The 19,931-nt window shown below is 38.0% G+C and carries 19 protein-coding genes; 6 read left to right on the forward strand and 13 right to left on the reverse strand.

What is annotated here, in order from left to right:
- Positions 1-104: 104 nt before the first annotated feature.
- The 3 genes from BWI92_RS02890 to BWI92_RS02900 all read right to left on the reverse strand — a co-directional run bounded on the left by BWI92_RS02890 (position 105) and on the right by BWI92_RS02900 (position 2,238).
- Positions 105-572 (reverse strand): Dps family protein, encoded by a 468-nt coding sequence (locus BWI92_RS02890; RefSeq protein WP_095160631.1) that lies wholly within the window; start codon positions 570-572, stop codon positions 105-107.
- A gap of 170 nt (positions 573-742) precedes the next feature.
- Entirely contained in the window at positions 743-1,573 is an 831-nt protein-coding gene (locus BWI92_RS02895) for a helix-turn-helix domain-containing protein (RefSeq protein WP_095160632.1), read from the reverse strand.
- Between the two features lie 50 nt (positions 1,574-1,623).
- Positions 1,624-2,238 (reverse strand): FMN-dependent NADH-azoreductase, encoded by a 615-nt coding sequence (locus BWI92_RS02900; protein WP_095160633.1) that lies wholly within the window; start codon positions 2,236-2,238, stop codon positions 1,624-1,626.
- Between the two features lie 111 nt (positions 2,239-2,349).
- On the opposite strand from BWI92_RS02900, the gene BWI92_RS02905 reads away from it, so the two are divergent.
- Entirely contained in the window at positions 2,350-2,712 is a 363-nt protein-coding gene (locus tag BWI92_RS02905; protein ID WP_095160634.1) for a helix-turn-helix domain-containing protein, read from the forward strand.
- A gap of 88 nt (positions 2,713-2,800) precedes the next feature.
- Here BWI92_RS02905 and BWI92_RS02910 read toward each other — a convergent pair whose 3' ends face one another.
- Positions 2,801-3,118 carry a hypothetical protein gene (locus BWI92_RS02910; protein ID WP_095160635.1) on the reverse strand — a complete coding sequence of 106 codons (318 nt, stop codon included), beginning with the start codon at positions 3,116-3,118 and terminating at the stop codon, positions 2,801-2,803.
- 19 nt (positions 3,119-3,137) lie between these two features.
- Entirely contained in the window at positions 3,138-3,932 is a 795-nt protein-coding gene (locus BWI92_RS02915) for an SDR family oxidoreductase (RefSeq protein WP_095160636.1), read from the reverse strand.
- 124 nt (positions 3,933-4,056) lie between these two features.
- Between BWI92_RS02915 and BWI92_RS02920 the strand changes: the two genes are divergently transcribed.
- Complete coding sequence (locus BWI92_RS02920) at positions 4,057-4,440, forward strand: helix-turn-helix domain-containing protein (RefSeq protein WP_095160803.1); 384 nt, start codon at positions 4,057-4,059, stop codon at positions 4,438-4,440.
- Between the two features lie 32 nt (positions 4,441-4,472).
- A complete protein-coding gene (locus BWI92_RS02925; RefSeq protein ID WP_229362658.1) occupies positions 4,473-5,390 on the forward strand; it encodes a hypothetical protein in 918 nt (305 codons plus the stop codon).
- A 182-nt stretch (positions 5,391-5,572) separates the two neighbouring features.
- Here BWI92_RS02925 and BWI92_RS02930 read toward each other — a convergent pair whose 3' ends face one another.
- The 8 genes from BWI92_RS02930 to BWI92_RS02965 form a co-directional block, all read right to left on the reverse strand.
- The gene (locus BWI92_RS02930) at positions 5,573-5,893 is read right to left on the reverse strand and encodes a rhodanese-like domain-containing protein (RefSeq protein WP_095160637.1); all 321 of its coding nucleotides are present in this window, start codon (positions 5,891-5,893) and stop codon (positions 5,573-5,575) included.
- 386 nt (positions 5,894-6,279) lie between these two features.
- Positions 6,280-7,314: a cytochrome d ubiquinol oxidase subunit II gene (gene cydB, locus BWI92_RS02935; protein ID WP_095160638.1), complete on the reverse strand. Its 1,035-nt coding sequence runs from the start codon at positions 7,312-7,314 to the stop codon at positions 6,280-6,282.
- Between the two features lie 32 nt (positions 7,315-7,346).
- A complete protein-coding gene (locus tag BWI92_RS02940) occupies positions 7,347-8,732 on the reverse strand; it encodes a cytochrome ubiquinol oxidase subunit I (RefSeq protein WP_095160639.1) in 1,386 nt (461 codons plus the stop codon).
- 301 nt (positions 8,733-9,033) lie between these two features.
- A complete protein-coding gene (locus BWI92_RS02945) occupies positions 9,034-10,449 on the reverse strand; it encodes a rhodanese-like domain-containing protein (protein WP_095160640.1) in 1,416 nt (471 codons plus the stop codon).
- Positions 10,450-10,798: 349 nt separating this feature from the next.
- Positions 10,799-11,872, reverse strand: coding sequence for an acyltransferase (locus tag BWI92_RS02950; protein WP_095160641.1), 1,074 nt, complete (start codon positions 11,870-11,872; stop codon positions 10,799-10,801).
- A 261-nt stretch (positions 11,873-12,133) separates the two neighbouring features.
- Positions 12,134-14,473: a M1 family metallopeptidase gene (locus BWI92_RS02955; protein ID WP_095160642.1), complete on the reverse strand. Its 2,340-nt coding sequence runs from the start codon at positions 14,471-14,473 to the stop codon at positions 12,134-12,136.
- A gap of 222 nt (positions 14,474-14,695) precedes the next feature.
- Positions 14,696-16,408, reverse strand: a complete 1,713-nt coding sequence (locus BWI92_RS02960; RefSeq protein ID WP_095160643.1) for a GMC oxidoreductase — start codon at positions 16,406-16,408, stop codon at positions 14,696-14,698.
- 132 nt (positions 16,409-16,540) lie between these two features.
- Complete coding sequence (locus tag BWI92_RS02965) at positions 16,541-17,050, reverse strand: gluconate 2-dehydrogenase subunit 3 family protein (RefSeq protein WP_095160644.1); 510 nt, start codon at positions 17,048-17,050, stop codon at positions 16,541-16,543.
- A gap of 347 nt (positions 17,051-17,397) precedes the next feature.
- Here BWI92_RS02965 and BWI92_RS02970 point away from each other — a divergent pair, with 347 nt between their 5' ends.
- From BWI92_RS02970 to BWI92_RS02980, 3 genes are all read left to right on the forward strand, one after another.
- On the forward strand, positions 17,398-17,886 hold the full coding sequence (locus BWI92_RS02970) for a hypothetical protein (protein ID WP_095160645.1): 489 nt from the start codon (positions 17,398-17,400) through the stop codon (positions 17,884-17,886).
- A gap of 603 nt (positions 17,887-18,489) precedes the next feature.
- Entirely contained in the window at positions 18,490-19,062 is a 573-nt protein-coding gene (locus BWI92_RS02975) for a YeeE/YedE family protein (protein WP_095160646.1), read from the forward strand.
- Positions 19,063-19,156: 94 nt separating this feature from the next.
- Positions 19,157-19,654 (forward strand): DUF6691 family protein, encoded by a 498-nt coding sequence (locus BWI92_RS02980; protein ID WP_095160647.1) that lies wholly within the window; start codon positions 19,157-19,159, stop codon positions 19,652-19,654.
- Positions 19,655-19,931 lie beyond the last annotated feature (277 nt).

A 19,931-nucleotide genomic window follows, 5' to 3' on the forward strand; every position in this document is an offset into this window, starting at 1 on the left:
AATTAAATTGTTTATGATTAATTTGATGATACAAAATTGGAGCTATTTTTTGGGGGTATCAATGGACGCATTTCGCTTTGAATTGCACTTTTTCCCCGGGTGATTTATTTCAAAAGCGTTCTTAAAATCCAAGCCGTTTTTTCATGTTCTTGCAAAAGACCCGTGATAAAATCGCTACTGCCAAAGTCTTTGTAGGAATCGGCAAAAAGGCTGATATTACTTCTTAATTGAAGGATAATTGTTTCATGGGCTGATAGTAAATCCTTGATAAATTCGGTGCTGCTGTTGATAGTCAAATTTATTTCTTGCAAACTTGTCAATTCAAGAAATGCCTTTAAACTGGCAGGTGCCGCGAAGCCCAAGGTTCTGATTCTTTCGGCAACAGAGTCAATTGTGGAAGCTAATTGATTGGCTTGATTATCGAATAATTGATGTTTATCGTAAAAGTCAAGTCCTTCTACATTCCAATGAGCATTTTTTGTTTTGGTAAAAAGTACATACTCATTGGCCAATAATTTTGATAGCTCATCGGCTACCTTTTTACGATTATTTTCTGCTATTCCAATATTCATTTTCGTCTTGGTTATTTTGATAATACAAAGTTCCGCCAAATAGCCAAGCCACTCAATGGACGTATTTCGCCATGAATTGCACTTTTTTCCTAAATCATCGAAATTGAAAATTTAGACACAAAAAAAGCATGAACTAAGGTTCATGCTTGGTATATTATAGATTCAAGAAATTAGAAAAGTTTCCGAAATGAAGTAGGTGATATTCCTGTGTTTTTAGTGAAGAATCTTACAAAATAAGCGTCATCTTCGTAATTTAAACTATAGGCAATTTCTTTTACAGAAAGGGCAGTATGGGCTAACAAACGTTTACTTTCTAAGATTATCCGATTTTTGATGATGTCGTTTGGGGTATCTTTGCTAAGTAACCCTATTTTCTTACTTAAGCTTTTGGGAGTAATAGCCAGCATATCGGCATAGTCAGCTACTGTATGGTGGGTTTTGTAATTTTCTTCAACCAATTTGCTAAACTTTCGTAAAAACTGAACATCCGAATACTGCTCATTTTCAGCCAATTGATGTTGCTGTTTCCAAATACGTGTCGATTTTATAATAATCAGTTTCAATAAAATTCTGAGCATTTCTTCGGTGCTGGCATCATGCGATTCCATTTCAGATTTTATGTTGGCAATGATATTCTGAATATCCACTGATTGATTTTCATCCAATTCGATAAAAGGCACTTCAAAAACATTATTATACAAAATACCATCGCAAGCCACTTCTTGGTCATGAATTTCGATACAATAAAAGTCTCGGTTGAAATGAATTAGCTCAGCACCAGATGTATCAATATTCAATGGCTGGACTACCACTTTGGGATTTACAAAGAGTAGTGCATCGTGCGGCAAGATAAATTCTTGAAAATCAATTTTAATACCGTAGTTCTGCGGAATAAAGATGACTTTTATGTGGTCTTCGATACGATACACCGACTTGGTGGTGTTGTTGTACACGGCCAAGTCGATGTTACCAAATTGTTTGTAGTTAAATTGCTTAGTCATGTTTTATACAAGTAAGCGATAAAGGTATCAAAAAATTGACACTGAAAGATTTAAAAACTATATTCTTCCACAGTTTCTAAGGCTTTTGTGACAGCATTTTCACCAACATTTGGCACAAAAATACCCTCTAAACGGAAAGTACTAACATCCGTTAAACCCAAAAATCCAAGAACCGTACGCAAATAATTCTCCGTGAAATCATACGCTTTCATCATACCTTCTGAATAAATACCACCCGACGCTATAGCCAAATAGACTTTTTTGTCCGTTAATAAACCTTGAGGCGAACCTGTGGCATAACTAAAAGTTTCATTGGCACGAGCAATTTGGTCAAGCCATGCTTTTAGACTGGCGGGAATACTAAAATTATATAATGGAACCGCAATAACCACAATGTCTGCCTCCTTAATCTGCTTAATTGCTTTTTCAGAAGGTTGAATAACTTCCAGTTGCTTTTGACTGCGTACATCCTTTGGTGTGGAAAATGCTTGGTACATTTCAGCAGTAAGAAAAGGAAGCGGGGTTTCCGATAAATCAAGTGTTTCAACAGTGTAGTCAGAATAAGTGCCTTTTAACCTTTCAATGATTGAATTTGATAGCTGATTACTTTTAGAAGCATCGCCGTTGATGCTTGCCTTAATATGAAGTACGTTCTTTTTTGACATTTCTTTAATATTTATTTTAATGATGCCACAAAGCTATGTACATTTGCTTTCAAAAAGTTACTACTATACATAAGGTAAGTAGTAACCTTTAGGTTAGTAAATGATTTAATTATGGAAAATGGAATTAGTGCCGAAAAGTGTAGAAACTCTATCAAAGCCCTTGAAGATGCCATGTATGTAATTGGCGGAAAATGGACTTTACGAGTAATAATTGCTCTAAAAGATGGACATACACGCTTTAATGACATTCAGAGAACTATTGATGGTATCTCAGCAAAGGTCCTTTCGAGCGTATTGAAAGACCTTGAAGAAAATGGTTTTGTAAAAAGAAAAGTGGATATTGGTGTGCCTATAGTAGTTGAGTACGAACTGTTACCCTACGCTGAAACATTACAAGAAGTACTCTCAGCATTGGTATCATGGGGCGAAATGCACCGTGAGAAAGTGATTAGAAAACAGGAAGAGCTGGTCTAAAAACCTTACATTGATAAAGTAAAAAGAACATATAACCACGTTGTATGTTCTTTTTACTTTTTGCCAAACTCCAAAATTCCTCAAGGTCTTATCCCGTAATTTTCAACGACTCAATTAGTCCGTTTTGGAATGTAAAATGATACGACAATATAATTGGACTACCCGGAAAATTACCTGAGACTTCTGCTTTTAGGACTTCTTCTTTTGCAGAATATTCTACAGGTTTCATCACGGCTTGGTACTCTTCATTAGCTTTTTTAATCCATTCTTGGATTTCTGTTTTTCCATTATGGTTTTTCCCTTCGTCAAAGACAGTGGCATTTTCCGAAAAACAATTGGCGTAAGCCACACTATCGAAATTATTTTGTGCCTTTGTCAAAGCTACAATTACATTTGGTAAGTTCATATTCTTGATTTTTAGATGATTAAATGGTTGGTACTGTGCCACCGTCGATGACAAATTCTGTTCCTGTGAGATAATTGGCTCTTGGCGAAACCAAAAAGCCTACTAATTCGGCAACTTCTTCGGGTTGTGCAGGGCGACCAAAAGGTATTCCACCCAAAGCATCCATGACACTTTTAGTAGCTTGTTCGACACTTATATCAGAACTTTCGGCTATTCGCTCCATCATTGCCTTGGATGCACTGGTATTTATCCAACCTGGCGAAACCGTCAGCACCCGAACACCTTTGGGAGAGACTTCGTTTGATACACTTTTGCTGTAATTTATCAAACCAGCTTTTGCGGCAGCATAAGGCAAGGTTGAATCATACAAAGGCAACTTTGCCTGAATTGAGCCAATATGAATGATAACTCCGCTTTTCTGTTGGAGCATTTGGGGAAGAAATCCTCTATCTAAACGTACGGGTGCGAGCAAATTAGTCTGGATGGTCTGTTCCCAATCATCATCACTCAGCACCGCAAAACCACCACCTTTAGTATCAGAGCCTCCCAAATTGTTTACCAGAATGTCGAGCTTGCCATATTTTGCCAAAACTTCATCCACTACTTTTTGTGTTCCTGCTGGTTTACTCAAATCGGCGGCTATAAAATCTAATTGTTCATCTTCATCTTCGGGAGCATTTCTGGCTGTGACAATGACAGTTGCACCAGCTTGTAAAAGCCTTTCTGCAATGGCTTTCCCTGCCCCTTTTGTACCTCCTGTTACCAAGGCAATCTTGCCCGATAATTCATTATTGAAATTAAAGTGTTGTTCCATTTCTGTTGTTTTTTGTACAAATTTCTGACATACATACACATGAAACAATTACGGAAATACGATTCGTATAGGGTTAAATTATTCCCATATTGCACCTTTTAGAACTATGGATTACTTTTGTTTTATGTATGAGAGAAAAATTTTGCCAAACTTAAATTGTGGTCTCGACTTGATTGGAGAGGTGCTTTATGGCAAGTGGAAAATCCGCTTGTTGTGGTTTATCAATGAAGGTCATAAACGCCCCAGCGAACTACAACGTAAGATACCCGATGCAACTCGAAGGGTGTTGAATATTCAGTTGAATGAGTTAGAAGCCCACGATTTAGTAACGAAGAAAATTTACCCTGTTGTTCCACCAAAAGTAGAGTACAGCCTGACTGAATTTGGCAAATCCTTAATTCCTGTGCTGTCGGTTTTGGGTCAATGGGGCGATAATAACGAAGAAAAACTACGATCGGTTATTATGAAACGATTAAATGCTGAAGACGAACAAAAATCTCCAAAATAACACACTTAAAATCAACAACTTAAATCTATTTTATGATATATGAAAAACTTATACTTGCGATATTCTGCATACTTTTCTTGGGTAAACTTTCGGCTCAAACAGTGAAAGTCGATGAACACTCATTTTATAAAGATAGAATATCGAAAGCTCCACAAAGTGTTTTTGAAAAATTTATTGAGGCTGGAATGCAGCCAACCAACCACGAATTGCCAGAGACTGAAAAGGTCAAAGTAGGTAAAGCCTTTGCAATACTGCCTCCATTGTATAAAAAGGTACTTAAAGAGCATCTTCAGAGTATCAGCTTTATGGACAATATGCCCAATACGGCTCTAACATCGACCCTAGAAACGACTGGTTCAAGCAAACAATTTAATATCACTTTCCGTGCAGGAATTTTGAACGAAACAATTTCTGAATGGGCAACATGGAAGGAAAAATCCGTATTCGATAATTCAGCCAATCCCACTATAGAAATACAGATAGATGCAGGCAAATTAGATGCTATTCAATACGTTCTGCTACACGAAGCTACACATGTGGTTGATGCCGTTTTGGGATTTACGCCACACGCAGTAGAAGCGGATTCTTTGGTAGCGCATACGGAATTCACAAGAAATATATGGCGTTTATTTAACAAACCAACCGCTCAATTCACGAATCCTACATTGGAAAAAACGCGTTTCCGAAGCGGAAAAATACAACCCATAACTTCTGCTTCGGAGATTTATAACACTCTCAAAACAACTCCCTTTACATCACTTTACGGCATGGCTTCTTGGTATGAAGATGCCGCTGAACTCATTACAATTTACCATTTGACGCAAAAGCTGAATCAGCCATTTGTAGTGTATGTGAAAGAAAATGGTAAAGTTATTTCAAGATTTGAACCGATGACGAATGCTTTAGTAAAGCAAAGAGCTAAAAAACTCAACTTTTTATACGTCAAGTAATCGTATAACACAAGATTGTACAATTACATCATTTGCTTTCTAGCTTTACAGCACAGCTCCTTCTCTTCACAACATAAAACAAAAAACTCGACAGAAACTTTCCGTCGAGTTTTGAGTTGCCCTTTCTATAATCTACTCTATTAAAATTTGTTAGTGGTTAAGGTATTTGAAAATATAGCCTTTTAGTAACTCATAATTCCACCTGACAAGTTATACACCTGCTCAAAACCGTTGTCTCCCATATATTTGCATGCAGAACCACTACGATTACCACTGCGACAGTACACCAAGTAGGTTTTATCTTTAGCTAATTGTGTTATTTTTTGTGAGAAATTCACATCCATCAAATCTATATTAATTGCTTTTGGAATCGAACCTTGTTTAAATTCTAAAGCAGTACGTACGTCAATAATTACAGCATTAGGATTTTCAGAAATCATAGCCTTGAATGCTGATGATGAAATATTTTCGTAGTTTTTCTTAGTTTTAAAAAAATCGAACATGATCTTAGACGTTTAAATATTAATGGTTAAATGATACCTCTTGGCATCTTTAACTATAGACCAAAATTCGGTATAAAGTCACTGCTGTACAGTGATATATGTTACATAAGACTTTTTTATAAGAAAAAAATATCCCTACATCCTTCATTTAATTAAGTGAATTAAGAATGAGTGATTATTTTAAAATCTGTATTCTCGCAGTAGAGACGCAATGATTGCGTCTCAAGCCAATTCATATCTAGCATAGTAGCATCAAAAAAGCGGTCGAAAATAATTTTCCGACCGCTTTTTTGATGAAAATTTGAAGAATAATTCTAATTCGAAAATTCGGGATGACTCATGTTTGATAAAGCAAATATTAAACATTACCCATCTTTCTAAACTTCTTAATAGCTTGTTTCGTCCAATTTTACTTTTCCTCTAAAAGTCCAAAATACAAAACCTGTGTATAGTCCCACCAAAGGCACGCCGATGGCGGCAAACGTTAGCATAATTTTGAGAGATTTATCGGTTGACGCTCCATTGTGGATATCTATGTGAAACTGTGGGTCGATTGTGGATAACACAATATTGGGAAATAAACCTACAGCCACCAATGCCATCAACATAGCCGTTACAAAAGCCGAAGAGAAAAAGGCAAAACGATACTTACGCTTCGTAATTTGTCGTGTAATGTTAGCTACAGCCAAAATCGTCAGTACAGGAAAGAAAAACATCATCGGTACTTCCTTAAATCTTTCGACCATGTGTGGCAAATATAACAGCGTGTAAACTGTACTTAAAGCAAACATCAACACAAAAAAGATGGTGGTATTTTTTACCAAAACTGTCAATTTAGCATAAAGACGATTCTCTGTTTTCATAACCAAATAAATAGCCCCGTGCATCATAAACAACGATAATGTTGTAATCGCCATCAAAATAGAAAATGGATTAAAGAAATCTCCAACTGTTCCTCTATAAATAAATTGGTCGTCGATTGGCAAACCTTGAATGATATTACCGAGTACCAATCCCAACGACAAAGCCAGCATAATACTCGAAACGCTGTAGCTCACATCCCATAGCTGACGCCACCAAGCCATTGGTTCTTTGGAACGAAATTCGATGGAAATAGCACGAAAAATTAATAATACCAAAAACAGCATAAACAACTCATAAAAAGCCGAAAATACCGTTGCATATACTACTGGAAAACCCGCAAACAGCGCCCCTCCTCCTATTACTAGCCACACTTCGTTTCCGTCCCACACAGGTCCGATGGCATTGAGTGCAATACGACGACTTTCTTCTTTTTTGAAAAATAAATGCAAAGCTCCTGCTCCCAAATCAAATCCATCCAAAATGGCATATCCTGTAAATACACCACCCACGACCAAAAACCACCACGTAGGTAAATCGAGTCCAAAGATTGTTTCCATGATTTTTTATCTATTTGAATCAGAGGTTATTTTTATTGCAAAATTGGATTATCACGTTTTGAATAATCAGGAATATCGTCCGAATAATCGCCTGAATAATCGTCGGTCGGACCATGTTTGATTTTTTTATTAAGTAAATACACAAACAAACCAAACAAGAGAATATACACCAAGGTAAACAATACCAGTGAAAATACTACCTGTGAAGCCTTCAGGGATTGAGACAAAGCGTCGGATGTTCTGAGCAAACCATATACCACCCAGGGCTGACGACCCACCTCCGCCGAATACCAGCCTAGCTGATTGGCCAATTGTGGCAATAATACCGACCAAGCAAAAATTTGTAGTAACCAACGTTGTTCAAACAAAGTACCTTTCCACCACAAAAACGACGCTAGCAATGTCAATGCAATTAAAGTCATACCAATGGCGACCATTAAGTGATATGTCTGAAATACAAAATTGACCGCCTTCGGTTGATCTTCCTTCTTGAAGGCATTTAAGCCTGTAACAGGTTTGTTAAAATCTTGATACAGTAAAAAACTTAATCCTTTCGGAATTTTAAGTCCTGACACTTCCTGCTTTTTGGTATCTACCCAGCCCAGCAAATACATATCCGCTACGGCTGAAGCTTCATAATGACCTTCGAAAGCCGCTAGTTTAGCTGGTTGATTATGTGCCACTCCGTCGGCCGATTTATGCCCAGAAAATAGTTGTAAAAGCGAAGCAATTGTAGCCACAACCAGCGCTATCTTAAATCCTTTACGAGCAATTTCGACATGACGATTACGAAGTAAATAATAGGCGTTGACACTCAATACCAAAAATGAACCTGCCAAAAACGAACCCAACAACACATGAGAAAGACGCTCGACAGAAGATGGATTGAAAACCATTGCCCAAAAATCGGTTATCACTGCACGGGCATAAAGTCCCTTACCTTCGATTCGAAAACCCGCAGGGGTTTGTTGCCATGAGTTGGCGACTACAATCCAAATTGCTGAAAACATCGAACCCATTGCCACCATAACGGTTGAGAAGAAATGTACTCGTCGGCTTACTCGGTTCCATCCAAAAAGTAATATTCCTAAAAAGCCCGATTCGAGCGCAAAAGCAAAAATCCCTTCTGCCGCCAAGGCACTGCCAAAAATATCTCCTACATAGCGAGAGTAAACAGCCCAGTTGGTCCCAAACTCAAATTCCATGACAATACCTGTGGCTACGCCAATACCAAAAATCAAGGCAAAGATTTTAATCCAAAAGCGAGTCATCTGAGCATAGGCTTCTTTGCCTGTGCGCAGATACTGGGCTTCCATGATTACCATCACGATACCAAGACCAATACTAAGAGGGGGATAAATGTAGTGAAACGCCACCGTAAAGGCGAACTGAATGCGAGATAGAAACGCTGTATCCATAACATTGTGGAGTTTAGATTGAGATTGTATTGAGGGGATAGTGGCTAGCGTTTTTCAAGAAAATTATTACTCAAAACTGTTTCCCTGAAATCAATTTCCCTAAAGTTGGGGCAGAAAATGATAAAAAAAAGATACAGTTAAAGCAACTGTATCTTTTACAATTTTTACCTAAAATCATACTAAAAAAAGGTTGTTAATTAGGGAACAGTGACAGAGGCACAAAGAGACAAAGGGTTCTACTTTATCTGATAACATATCCACTTTGTGCCTCTGTCACTGTTCCCTTTTACACTTTAAGTCCCTATTTTTTCAACGTCGATGGGCATACAAAATCGGTTGTTTTGATACCTGCTTTCTGGATAGCACCGAAGCCTCCGTTAATATCAATGAAGTTTTCGATACCACGTGCTTTCAAAATCGAAGAAGCAATCATCGAGCGATAGCCCCCCGCACAGTGAATATAAAATGGTTTATTTTTAGGAAACTCCGACAAATTTTCGTCGATATAATCTAATGGCAAATTGATAGCTCCGTCTACATGTTCTGCGGAAAACTCGCCAGGACGACGCACATCGATTACCAAAGGAGCCTCCTCTGAAGCTAGTCTTGTCGCAAATTCGGTTGCATCAATCGACTCTACCGTGTCTATTTCTTTACCTGAGGCTTCCCACGACTCAAAACCGCCATCTAAATAGCCAATAACAAAGTCATATCCTACACGCGCCAATCGTGTGATGGTTTCTTCTTCTTGTCCTTTTTCGGTAATCAATAAAATTTCTTGTTTCAAGTCTGGAATCAATGCCCCTACCCATGGCGCAAACTGTCCATTCAAGCCAATATTGGTTGAGTTTGGTACAAATCCTTTGTTGAAAACTTGAGCATTGCGAGTATCCAACAATACGGCACCTGTTTCGTTAGCTGCCGCTTCAAATGCTTCTGGAGACAAAGCTTGTGCCGCACGATTCATGACTACGTCGATACTTTCGTAACCCTGCTTGTTCATCATCACGTTTTGTGGGAAGTATTGCGGTGGCTTACTCAAACCATCCGTTACTTCTTTGATAAACTGCTCTTTCGACATATCAGCACGAAGCGCATAATTGGTTTGTTTTTGATTGCCTAAAGTGTCGGTTGTTTCTTTACTCATGTTTTTACCACAAGCCGAACCAGCTCCGTGTGCAGGATATACAATCACGTCGTCGGGCAAAGTCATCACTTTATTACGCAATGAATCAAACAAAAATCCAGCAAGGTCATTGATAGTCAAATCAGATTTTTGTGCTAAATCAGGACGACCAACATCTCCGATAAACAAAGTATCACCACTAAAGAGCGCTTTTTCTTGTCCGTTTTCATCAATCAACAAATAACAAGTTGACTCCATCGTATGCCCTGGTGTGTGCAATACCTTGATTTTCACTTTTCCTAACTGGAACTCTTCGCCATCTTTTGCCACATGAGCATCAAAGCCCGTTACTGCATTAGGACCATATACAATAGGTGCGTTTGTTTTCTTCGAAAGGTCGATATGTCCTGAAACAAAATCCGCATGAAAGTGGGTTTCGAAAACATATTTGATCGTTGCATTATTACGCTGAGCTTTGTTGATATAAGGCTGTACTTCGCGAAGTGGGTCTATTACAGCAGCTTCACCTTCTGACTCAATGTAATATGCTCCTTGCGCTAAACAACCTGTATAAATTTGTTCTATTTTCATGGCTTTAAGATAGTTATGAATATTTTTAAAAGTCTATTTAATCGATTTATGCTTCAAAATTATAAGCTTATAACACAGAATTCTGTGATATATGTTACTTATATTAAAAGTTTTTTGAAAAAAAATGATAAATACTAATATCCGAAGTTAATCTTGGACAATTTGCTAGAGCAGCGTGATTATGAGATGGTGTTATTCGTTAATAGTATATCCCTTATCATAATCAGACATATTACAATTTTATCTTTCTTATTACTGATAAAAGTAAAAAAGAATGGTCTAAAATTATCAAAGCTGGAAAACATGGTTTAAACATGAGCTCCAGCTTTGATTTTGATGATTGTATTTCCTATTTTTTTGTCTGGTATGGAAAATACTTTTTCAGGTTATTAATCGGTTTTTCGAAAAGAATCCAAGAAAGATAACTAGCTACCAATAAAACAATTAAGCTCGTAAAGTGATTACCGATGGCTGGTAGATGAAATTTTTGCCAGACAAACCAAAACAATAAAGGCACTGTCATGTGATACACATATACGCCATAACTGATTTTACCAATAAAAACCATTGGTGCGCTCGATAACACTGCATTGAGCCAATGGGGTTTCGGACTACAAATCAGCGATAAAATATATGTACTGATACAAGAAATTGCGGTACGCAAGAATAAGATTTTCACCAAAGTGGCAGTGTTATCTTTCACAAAAGACACATACAAAAGTATAGCGAGTGAAGGTATTACTGTGTATCGCAATAGGCGATGTAATTGGTCCTGCACTTGATTGATTCGATACCAAGAAAGTAATCCTCCCCACGCAAAACAATCAATACAAGTAAGAGTAATTAAACCTTGTCCTTGTTGAATATAGATAAAGTAAAATCTGAAAATAATGCCCAAAATTACGGTTGCCCAAAGCAGGGTAATCGTATGTTTTTTAGGTATTAAGAGCACTACAAATGCCCAAACCAAATAAAATTGTTCTTCTACTGCCAACGACCAATAGGGCGAAAATGCGTCTGCCCAGAACCCTGTTTTTTCCAGCAAATGATTGTATGTATAAAGAATATAGTACCAAGGATGCTGATACAAATCAGTCGTAAAAGGAATATGCAATTTGGGTAATGCAAAACCAACGGCTAAAGTCAGATAGTAAATCGGGAAAATACGAAGTGCTCTTCTTATCATGAAATTTTTATAGACCTGCACAGCATCACCCAAAGACTCTGTTTTGTTTTTGATAAGAATATCTGTAATTAAAAATCCACTCAAGACAAAAAAGAGCGTTACCCCTATCGTACCATTAGGAAGGGTATTGACCCAATGGTTGGTTGGCAACCAATGAAATATTAACACTAAACCAATAGCGATGGTACGAATACCGTCTAGCTGTGGAAGATAGTTGTGTTGAGGTTTTGAAGACATACAGATAAACGACCCATCTTTAGCAAAGACAATAACAAACAGGTTATCAGCGATTTACTAGGATATTTAAAAGGGTAAAATAAAGATTATGATCTATTTATTTCAAGAAGCAATTCTTGAAGTTGAAGTTTCGAAGATAACAAAATTGTCAGAACTTTAGTGAAGAATGTTTTAAAATTCCATTGAAAAGCCATTTCTGAGTTTTAGCCAATAAAAAAGGAGGTCAATTGCTTGACCTCCTTTTTATGCTAGAAAGAATTATTATTTCTTAGCACCTTGTACCGCTCCTGCTGCTTGTTTTTGCTGTTGCATTGGGTTTGGCATAGAAGGACGTTGTCCTTTGAACACTTGGAAACGAGTTGGTTGCTCTGGTTCACGAGGGAATGCGTTGTCTTCTGTGTTGATATCGGCAATCTCATAGAATGGGTCAAGTACCCATTTTGCTACTTTTTTATCTGTAGGGATTACTTTTTTCACGTCTTTGTCGTTCAAACGCCAAATTTCTGCTGGAATACGAACTACCTCGTCTGTACCATCTTCGAATACCATTTTGATAATCACTGGCATTGGCAAACCTCCTTTGTTTTTCAAGTTAACTACATAGAAGTTTTTGTTGCCGTTTACCAATTGTTTCTCTTCGTCAGAAAGACCTGCTGTTGCTTGCTCAAAACGTTTTTTATCTGCTTCAGAAGTTGCATAACGGTCATAGCTGTTGTAGAAGTCACGCATATCTGGATTTGCCTCTACTACTGTTTGAGTAATATCTTTTTTGTTACGGATATTACTCATCGTTTGGCGTTTTGCTTCAGCTTCTGTTTTTGCTTTCGCATTCTTTTGTTCAGGAGATTGGTTGTCTATACCAAACCATTCAACTGTTTCGATAGATTGGTCTACTGGCTCAACACCGTAGAACCATCCACGCCAGAACCAGTCCAAGTCAACACCTGAAGCATCTTCCATGGTACGGAAGAAATCAGCAGGATATGGTTGTTTGAAAGCCCAACGACGAGCGTATTCTTTGAATGCCGCATCGAACAATTCACGACCCATAACCGTTTCGCGCAAGATATTCAAAGCTGTTGCAGGTTTTGCATAAGCATTTGGACCAAATGCCATGATATTATCAGAACCACTCATGATAGGTACTTGTTGAGTAGGGTCGGTTTTCATGTAAGGTACAATATACTGAGGCTCGCCACGACGAGAAGGGAAATCTCTATCCCACTCTTGCTCAGCCAAATACTGACAGAAAGTGTTCAAACCTTCGTCCATCCAAGACCACTGACGTTCGTCAGAGTTGATAATCATTGGGAAGAAGTTGTGACCTACTTCGTGAATAATTACACCAATCATACCAGCCTTTGTAGCTTCAGAATAAGTACCATCTGGCTCAGGACGACCACCGTTGAACGAAATCATTGGATATTCCATACCGCCACCCGAAGTAGCATGACAAGAATACGCTACAGGATAAGGATACGCCACCGAATGTTTCGAGTACGAACGCAATGTATGTGCTACTACCATTGTTGAGTATTGTCCCCAAAGTGGATTACCTTCTTTTGGATACAAGGACATAGCCCAAACTTTTTTACCTTCTACGTCTACTTGCATAGCATCCCAGATAAATTTACGTGAACTAGCAAAAGCAAAGTCACGAACGTTATCAGCCTTGTAAACCCATGTTTTCTTACCAGTTGGTTTACCCTTTTCAGCAGCTTCTGCCTCCTCTTGAGAAACGATTAATACTGGACGAGTAGCAGTTTTTGCTTTCTCCATACGCTTCAATTGTTCAGCTGACAATACTTGAGTTGGGTTTTGCAGTTCACCAGAAGCACCAACCACATGGTCGTTTGGCGCGGTAATGGCTACTTTGTAGTTACCAAAGTTCAAGGTAAATTCTCCTTGACCTAAGAATTGCTTGTGTTGCCAACCATATACGTCATTGTACACAGCCATACGAGGGAACCAGTGAGCAATGAAATAGTTACAGTTACCATCTTTTGCAAAATATTCATAACCCGAACGACCATAGTACTCAGTAATCAAGTAGTTCCAGTCGATTGAGAAAGAAACACTTGCACCTGATTTTAATGGGGTAGGCAAATCAATACGCATCATCGTGTTGTTGATGGTATAAGGTAAATTACCCCCTTTAGCATCACGCACTGATGTAATGTTATAACCGTACTTTTTAGGATCAGTCAAATTTTTGAATTGAGCTGTACTAGCTTGCGGACCCAAGCCACCCGTTTTGGTAGTATTACCGATGGCATCTTCCTTAAAAAGGTTTTGATCTAATTGCAACCAAAGGTAACGAAGCTCGTCAGGAGAGTTATTGAAATACGTGATAGTTTCAGAACCAGTGATTTTACGTTGAATATCGTCTAGTTCTACTTTGATGTCATAATCAGCACGTTGTTGGAAATAGTCCTTGCCAGGCGCACCCGATGCAGTACGATACGAGTTTGGCGTAGGCAAGTCGGTGCCTAGTTGTTCAAAACGCTTGTTGCCGTTATAAGGGCTGGCTGTTTGCTGTGCCAAAGCCCCTAAATTAGAGAAAGCAACCAAGCCAGAAAAAATCAACAGTATTTTTTTCATGGTCGATTTGTTGGTGAAAAATGTTTTTGACGAAATTAAGAAAAAAACAGTTTTAAGCAGTTGGTTTTTGTATGCTATTTGGCAGGTAAAGTAAGGAGTTGAGCGAATTGAGTAGATTTTACAACTGTCTAGTAACCTTTTTTACAAATATTATTCTTTTATACAAAACAAAAAAGCCCAATACAACCAGTGTATTGGGCTAAAAAGTGTTTTTGGATAAGCTTATAAATTACCCATTCTCATTTGCTTCACGGCGTAGTCGGCTGCACGAGCAGTCATGGCCATATAGGTCAATGATGGGTTTTGTGTTGAGGTGGATGTCATCGATGCTCCATCGGTGACAAATACGTTTTTACAAGCGTGCATTTGATTCCACTTGTTGAGAATCGATGTTTTAGGGTCTTTACCCATGCGAGCGCCACCCATTTCGTGAATATCCAAACCAGCAGCTTGTTTTGAATCGTAGGTCTTGATATTTTTAAAACCTGCTTTCTCAAACATATCTGTCATTTGTTGCAAGTAATCTTTGACCATCTTTTCGTCATTATCATCATAACCTACAGCAATACGCAATTGCGGAATGCCATAAGGGTCTTTCAAAGCTTTGTCGAGAGCTACATAGTTGGATTCTTTCGGGATAGTCTCGCCCATCATGTGCGAACCTACGCTCCAGCCTCCACGGGTTACCTTTCCTAGATTTGCTTTCAAATCTTCTCCGATACCTTCGCTACTGTTATACTCGATACGACGACCATCAAACCCTGCGGCATATCCACGTAAGAAGTCTGTTTCTTGCTTATACACATTACGGAAACGAGGAATATAACCACTGTTCGGGCGGCGACCATCGGTTGTTGAATCCAATAACCCATCATACTCGCCTGACACACGTGCACGGTAGTTGTGGAAAGCCACGTATTTACCCAATACTCCACTGTCGTTACCCAAACCATTTTGGAAACGATTTGAAGTAGAATTCAACAAGATCAAGTTGGTATTCAAAGCCGCTGCGTTGACAAAAATGATTTTTGCATAAAACTCAATCATTTCTTTGGTATTGGCATCAATTACTCTTACACCTGTTGCTTTCCCTTTTTTCTCGTCATAAATAATCGAGTGAACTACCGAATCAGGGCGAAGTGTCATTTTCCCTGTTTTCATTGCCCAAGGAATTGTTGAGGCGTTACTACTAAAATATCCTCCAAATGGACAACCTCTTTCACAAATCGTACGATGCTGACACTGCGCACGACCTTGTTGTAAGTGAATTGGTTGTGCTTTGGTAATATGCGCCGCACGACCGATAATGATATGACGGTCTTTGTAATTTTTGGAAACTTGTTCCTTGAAATACTTTTCAACACAATTCAAATCGTGAGGGGGCAAAAACTCACCGTCTGGAAGTGTATCCAAACCATCTTTGTTACCTGAAATACCTGCGAACTTCTCTACATAACTATACCAAGGAGCCAAGTCATTGTAACGAATAGGCCAATCTACCGCAAAGCCATCGCGTGCTGGTCCTTCAAAGTCAAAATTACTCCAGCGTTGCGTTTGACGTGCCCATAACAAAGATTTTCCACCTACTTGATAGCCTCTAATCCAATCAAAAGGCTTTTCTTGTACGTAAGGATGTTCTTTATCTTTGGCAAAAAACTGCGTTGTACCTTCGTAAAAAGCATAACATTTACTTACAATAGGATTTTCTTGTTTGACCTCATAAGGTAATTGCCCTCTGTGTTCGAATTCCCAAGGCTGTAACATCGTGGTCGGATAATCTACTACATGACGCACATCACGCCCACGTTCGAGCACCAAGGTACGTAAGCCTTTTCCTGTAAGTTCTTTGGCTGCCCAGCCACCGCTAATACCTGAGCCAATCACAATGGCATCATAGGTTCTATTTTTTGTGCTATCTATATTAAAATTACTCATGAAATCAATGATTATTTGAAGAGCTGTCGAAGTTCGGTTTACAGCGTTGTTGCTAAAAAGCACTACTGATTAAATCATCGAGACATTTTTGCCGAACGCCCATAGCTCACTACCGAAAGCCTTTTACTTATTTTACTTCACTTTTATACATCCGTGGTATCTGCCTGGCACCATTTCATAATGCGTAATATTGGTCATTACGTATTCAGAATTGAGGTATCCACGTACTGTTAAACCTTTAAGCAAGCCATAAAAATCTTTGGTTTCGGCTCCACTTTCAAAGCTTTTCAACAATTCGATGCGCTGTGGTGTATCAAGCTGAGTAAATGGTTTGCTGTATTTTTGCTGAGCAACAGAGTCTATCTGGCCAATACCTTTGGCAAAAGCTGACTGTACTTCCTTAGAGTAACAATCGGCTACCATTTTTTGAACAAAAGTGTCCAATCCAAGGTCTTTTGCTCCAGGTGTGTTTGTCTTGGGAATAATGGTCTCAACAGCTTCGCTTAGTACACTCGCCAAATTAGGACGCAACCAATTTTTTGCGGTTATTGAGTTGGTCGACCAAGCATTTGCCCACTCGGGTAAAGCTACCGCTACTCCAATGAGCATCGCCATACTTTTTAAGGCATTACGTCTTTCCATAAGTTTGTTTTTTAGTAGTAAGAAAATGGGATTATTTTTAGTCTTTGGGGATATTTCTTATCTTTATTATAACTTATAAAATCATCCTGAATAATCACTCGTTAAACCCTTAAATGCAAGGACTAATACTTTTTTATCCTAAATCTTTGCAAAAAAATATTAGGACAGATTTTTATGAGCAATAACTCCCAATATACACATATTTTCATAAATGCTTATCCTTATTAACAAGGTTGCTGAAGCGGAAAATATAACATTTTTAAGAAAAAATTTACTTAAACAAAATATACAAACAGCGAGTTTAGCCTTCATTCAAGAGATTGTTTCATTATATCCTATTGTATTTTATGGCACATGCAAATCCAGAACTCATCCAAGCCTTGCGTCGTACTGCCCAAAAATTGGCTATCGGAAATCCATACCAATGGGGGCACATGGGAAGTTGTAACTGTGGCAACTTAGCGCAAGAATTAACCCAACTCACCAAAGCACAAATTCATGAATTTGCCATGCAAGGTCGTGGCGATTGGCGCGAGCAAGTAGAAGAGTTTTGCCCAACGAGTGGGCTTCCGATGGATTTACTTATTTCGGATATGCTCAATCATGGTCTAACAACTTCCGACTTACAGAACTTAGAACGTTTGAGTGATAAAAAAGTTTTAGCTAGAATTCCATTAGAGCGTCGTGACAAAATGCGCCACAACTACCGTGACGATGTAGTTCTTTATCTTAACGAATGGGCGAATCAATTAGAAGAAGAATTGTTACCTAATATTAAGTTAGACTTGTCGTTCATGAACGAAGAAAAAGTTGAAGCAAATTTGGTGACCATTTAAGTATCAATATGCTTTAGTCAATAAGCCGTAGGCATTAGGCAAAAAACTTCTACAGATTCATGGGAAATACTTTTGCCAAATGCCCATAGCTGACAGCCGAATACCAAGAGCGTTTTAAAGCTTTTTTATAATCAACTTGAATGTTAACAAAGGACTAATCAACCAATTTTGTAAGCAAGCTTCTTACGTCTGAGTACTTAAATGCCGAAGATGATATCAAACCACCTTCGGCATTTTTTATTTTGTCTACTTCACAGAGGAAGGTAATTCTATTCATTTCCAGATTTGGGCTATAGAAAATTTGTGCTATGTGATAAAAGTTACATTTAATGCCCTGTCATTAAAATAACTTTGTATCATCAAAAAGAAATAATCATACAATGAATGACTACTTATCTTTATTCTTTTTGAAACTAAATATCGCTAACTATTTGTTTAAATGATACTTATGCTTTCTACTTCTTCGGATAGACATCTTTTGATTCTCAAGCATTTTTTACCAATAAATTACTCAACGTTATAGAAATCCTATAAATTTTTAAGAAATTAGAAAATAAAATACTTAATCTATAGACATTATTTTAAAACAATTTAAACATAATCATGGAACTACTTGAATTCATTAAACAACCGTGGCCTTGGTATGTGGCAGGTCCTTTAATCGGACTTACAGTCCCTACTTTGTTATTAATCGGAAATAAATCTTTTGGTATATCATCGTCATTACGACATATCTGTGCGGCTTGTATGCCAGCAGATATACCATTTTTCAAATACAATTGGCGCAAAGAAATCTGGAATTTGATTTTTGTCTTTGGCGTTTTAATTGGTGGATTTATTGCTACTAATTTCTTAGCGAATCCTAATGCCATTGTTATTAATCCTCAAACTATCAAAGATTTAAGCACCTTAGGAATTAAGGACTTTAATGGCTTGATGCCTTCCGATATTTTTGCGCCTGAAAATATTTTTAGCTTAAAAGGGTTGATATTCTTTGTCATCGGTGGCTTTATGGTTGGCTTCGGAACCCGTTGGGCGGGAGGCTGTACTTCAGGGCATGCCATTATGGGTATCTCTAACTTACAAGTTCCGTCGGTGATTGCTACATGTTGCTTTATGGTTGGCGGTTTTGCTTCAACGCACCTGTTGTTGCCATTGATATTTAAGTTATTTTAAAAAGGGAACAGGCACAAGGGACAAAGGCACAAAGTGTTCAATAGAGCACACAACTCTCACTTTTCTCGCACATATTTTTCATAGAAATATTATCATGAAATCGACATTTGAAACTCCAATAGTAGAAAAAGAAGAATTCGTTTGCGAAGCGCCAAACGATATGAAAACTTCAGAAAGCAGTTTATCCAATCTCAAATACCTCATCGTAGGAATTATGTTTGGTATCGTTTTCGTAAAAGCAGAAATTATTTCTTGGTTCAGAATTCAGGAAATGTTCCGTTTGCAAAGCTTCCACATGTATGGCGTTATTGGTAGCGCTGTGGTGGTAGGCATGATTTCGGTATTTCTCATCAAAAAATTCAATATCAAAACGCTATCAGGGGAAACGGTAGAGTTTCATCCCAAAAAATTCCAACAAGGACAAATCTACGGTGGTTTACTTTTTGGATTGGGCTGGGCTATTACAGGAGCATGTCCCGGACCATTATTCGCTCAAATTGGTAGCGGTTTTGTAGCGGTCATTGTTACACTTTTGAGTGCTATTGCAGGTACTTGGACGTATGGGTATTTCAAAGAAAAGTTACCAAACTAAAGGCGACAAGGCTAAATATTAAAGCATTATCAGTCAAGAAAAAGCACCTCACAAGGGTGCTTTTTGCATTTAAGTTATGTGTTTAGGCACAAGGCAAAGAGTGTTAAAATATTTTTTAGTAACGATGGATATATTTTTTGCCGATTGCCGAGAGCTGAAAGCCGTAAGCTCAAAAATTAAATTTTATTTTGCCCACTAACTTAACATTCTTACTATGTAACAAATATCACAGAACCTCTTAGATTATTTATAGAATTTGCAGAAAAAACCAAATTCT

The organism is Flectobacillus sp. BAB-3569 (assembly GCF_002270355.1).
Taxonomy (GTDB): domain Bacteria; phylum Bacteroidota; class Bacteroidia; order Cytophagales; family Spirosomataceae; genus Flectobacillus; species Flectobacillus roseus.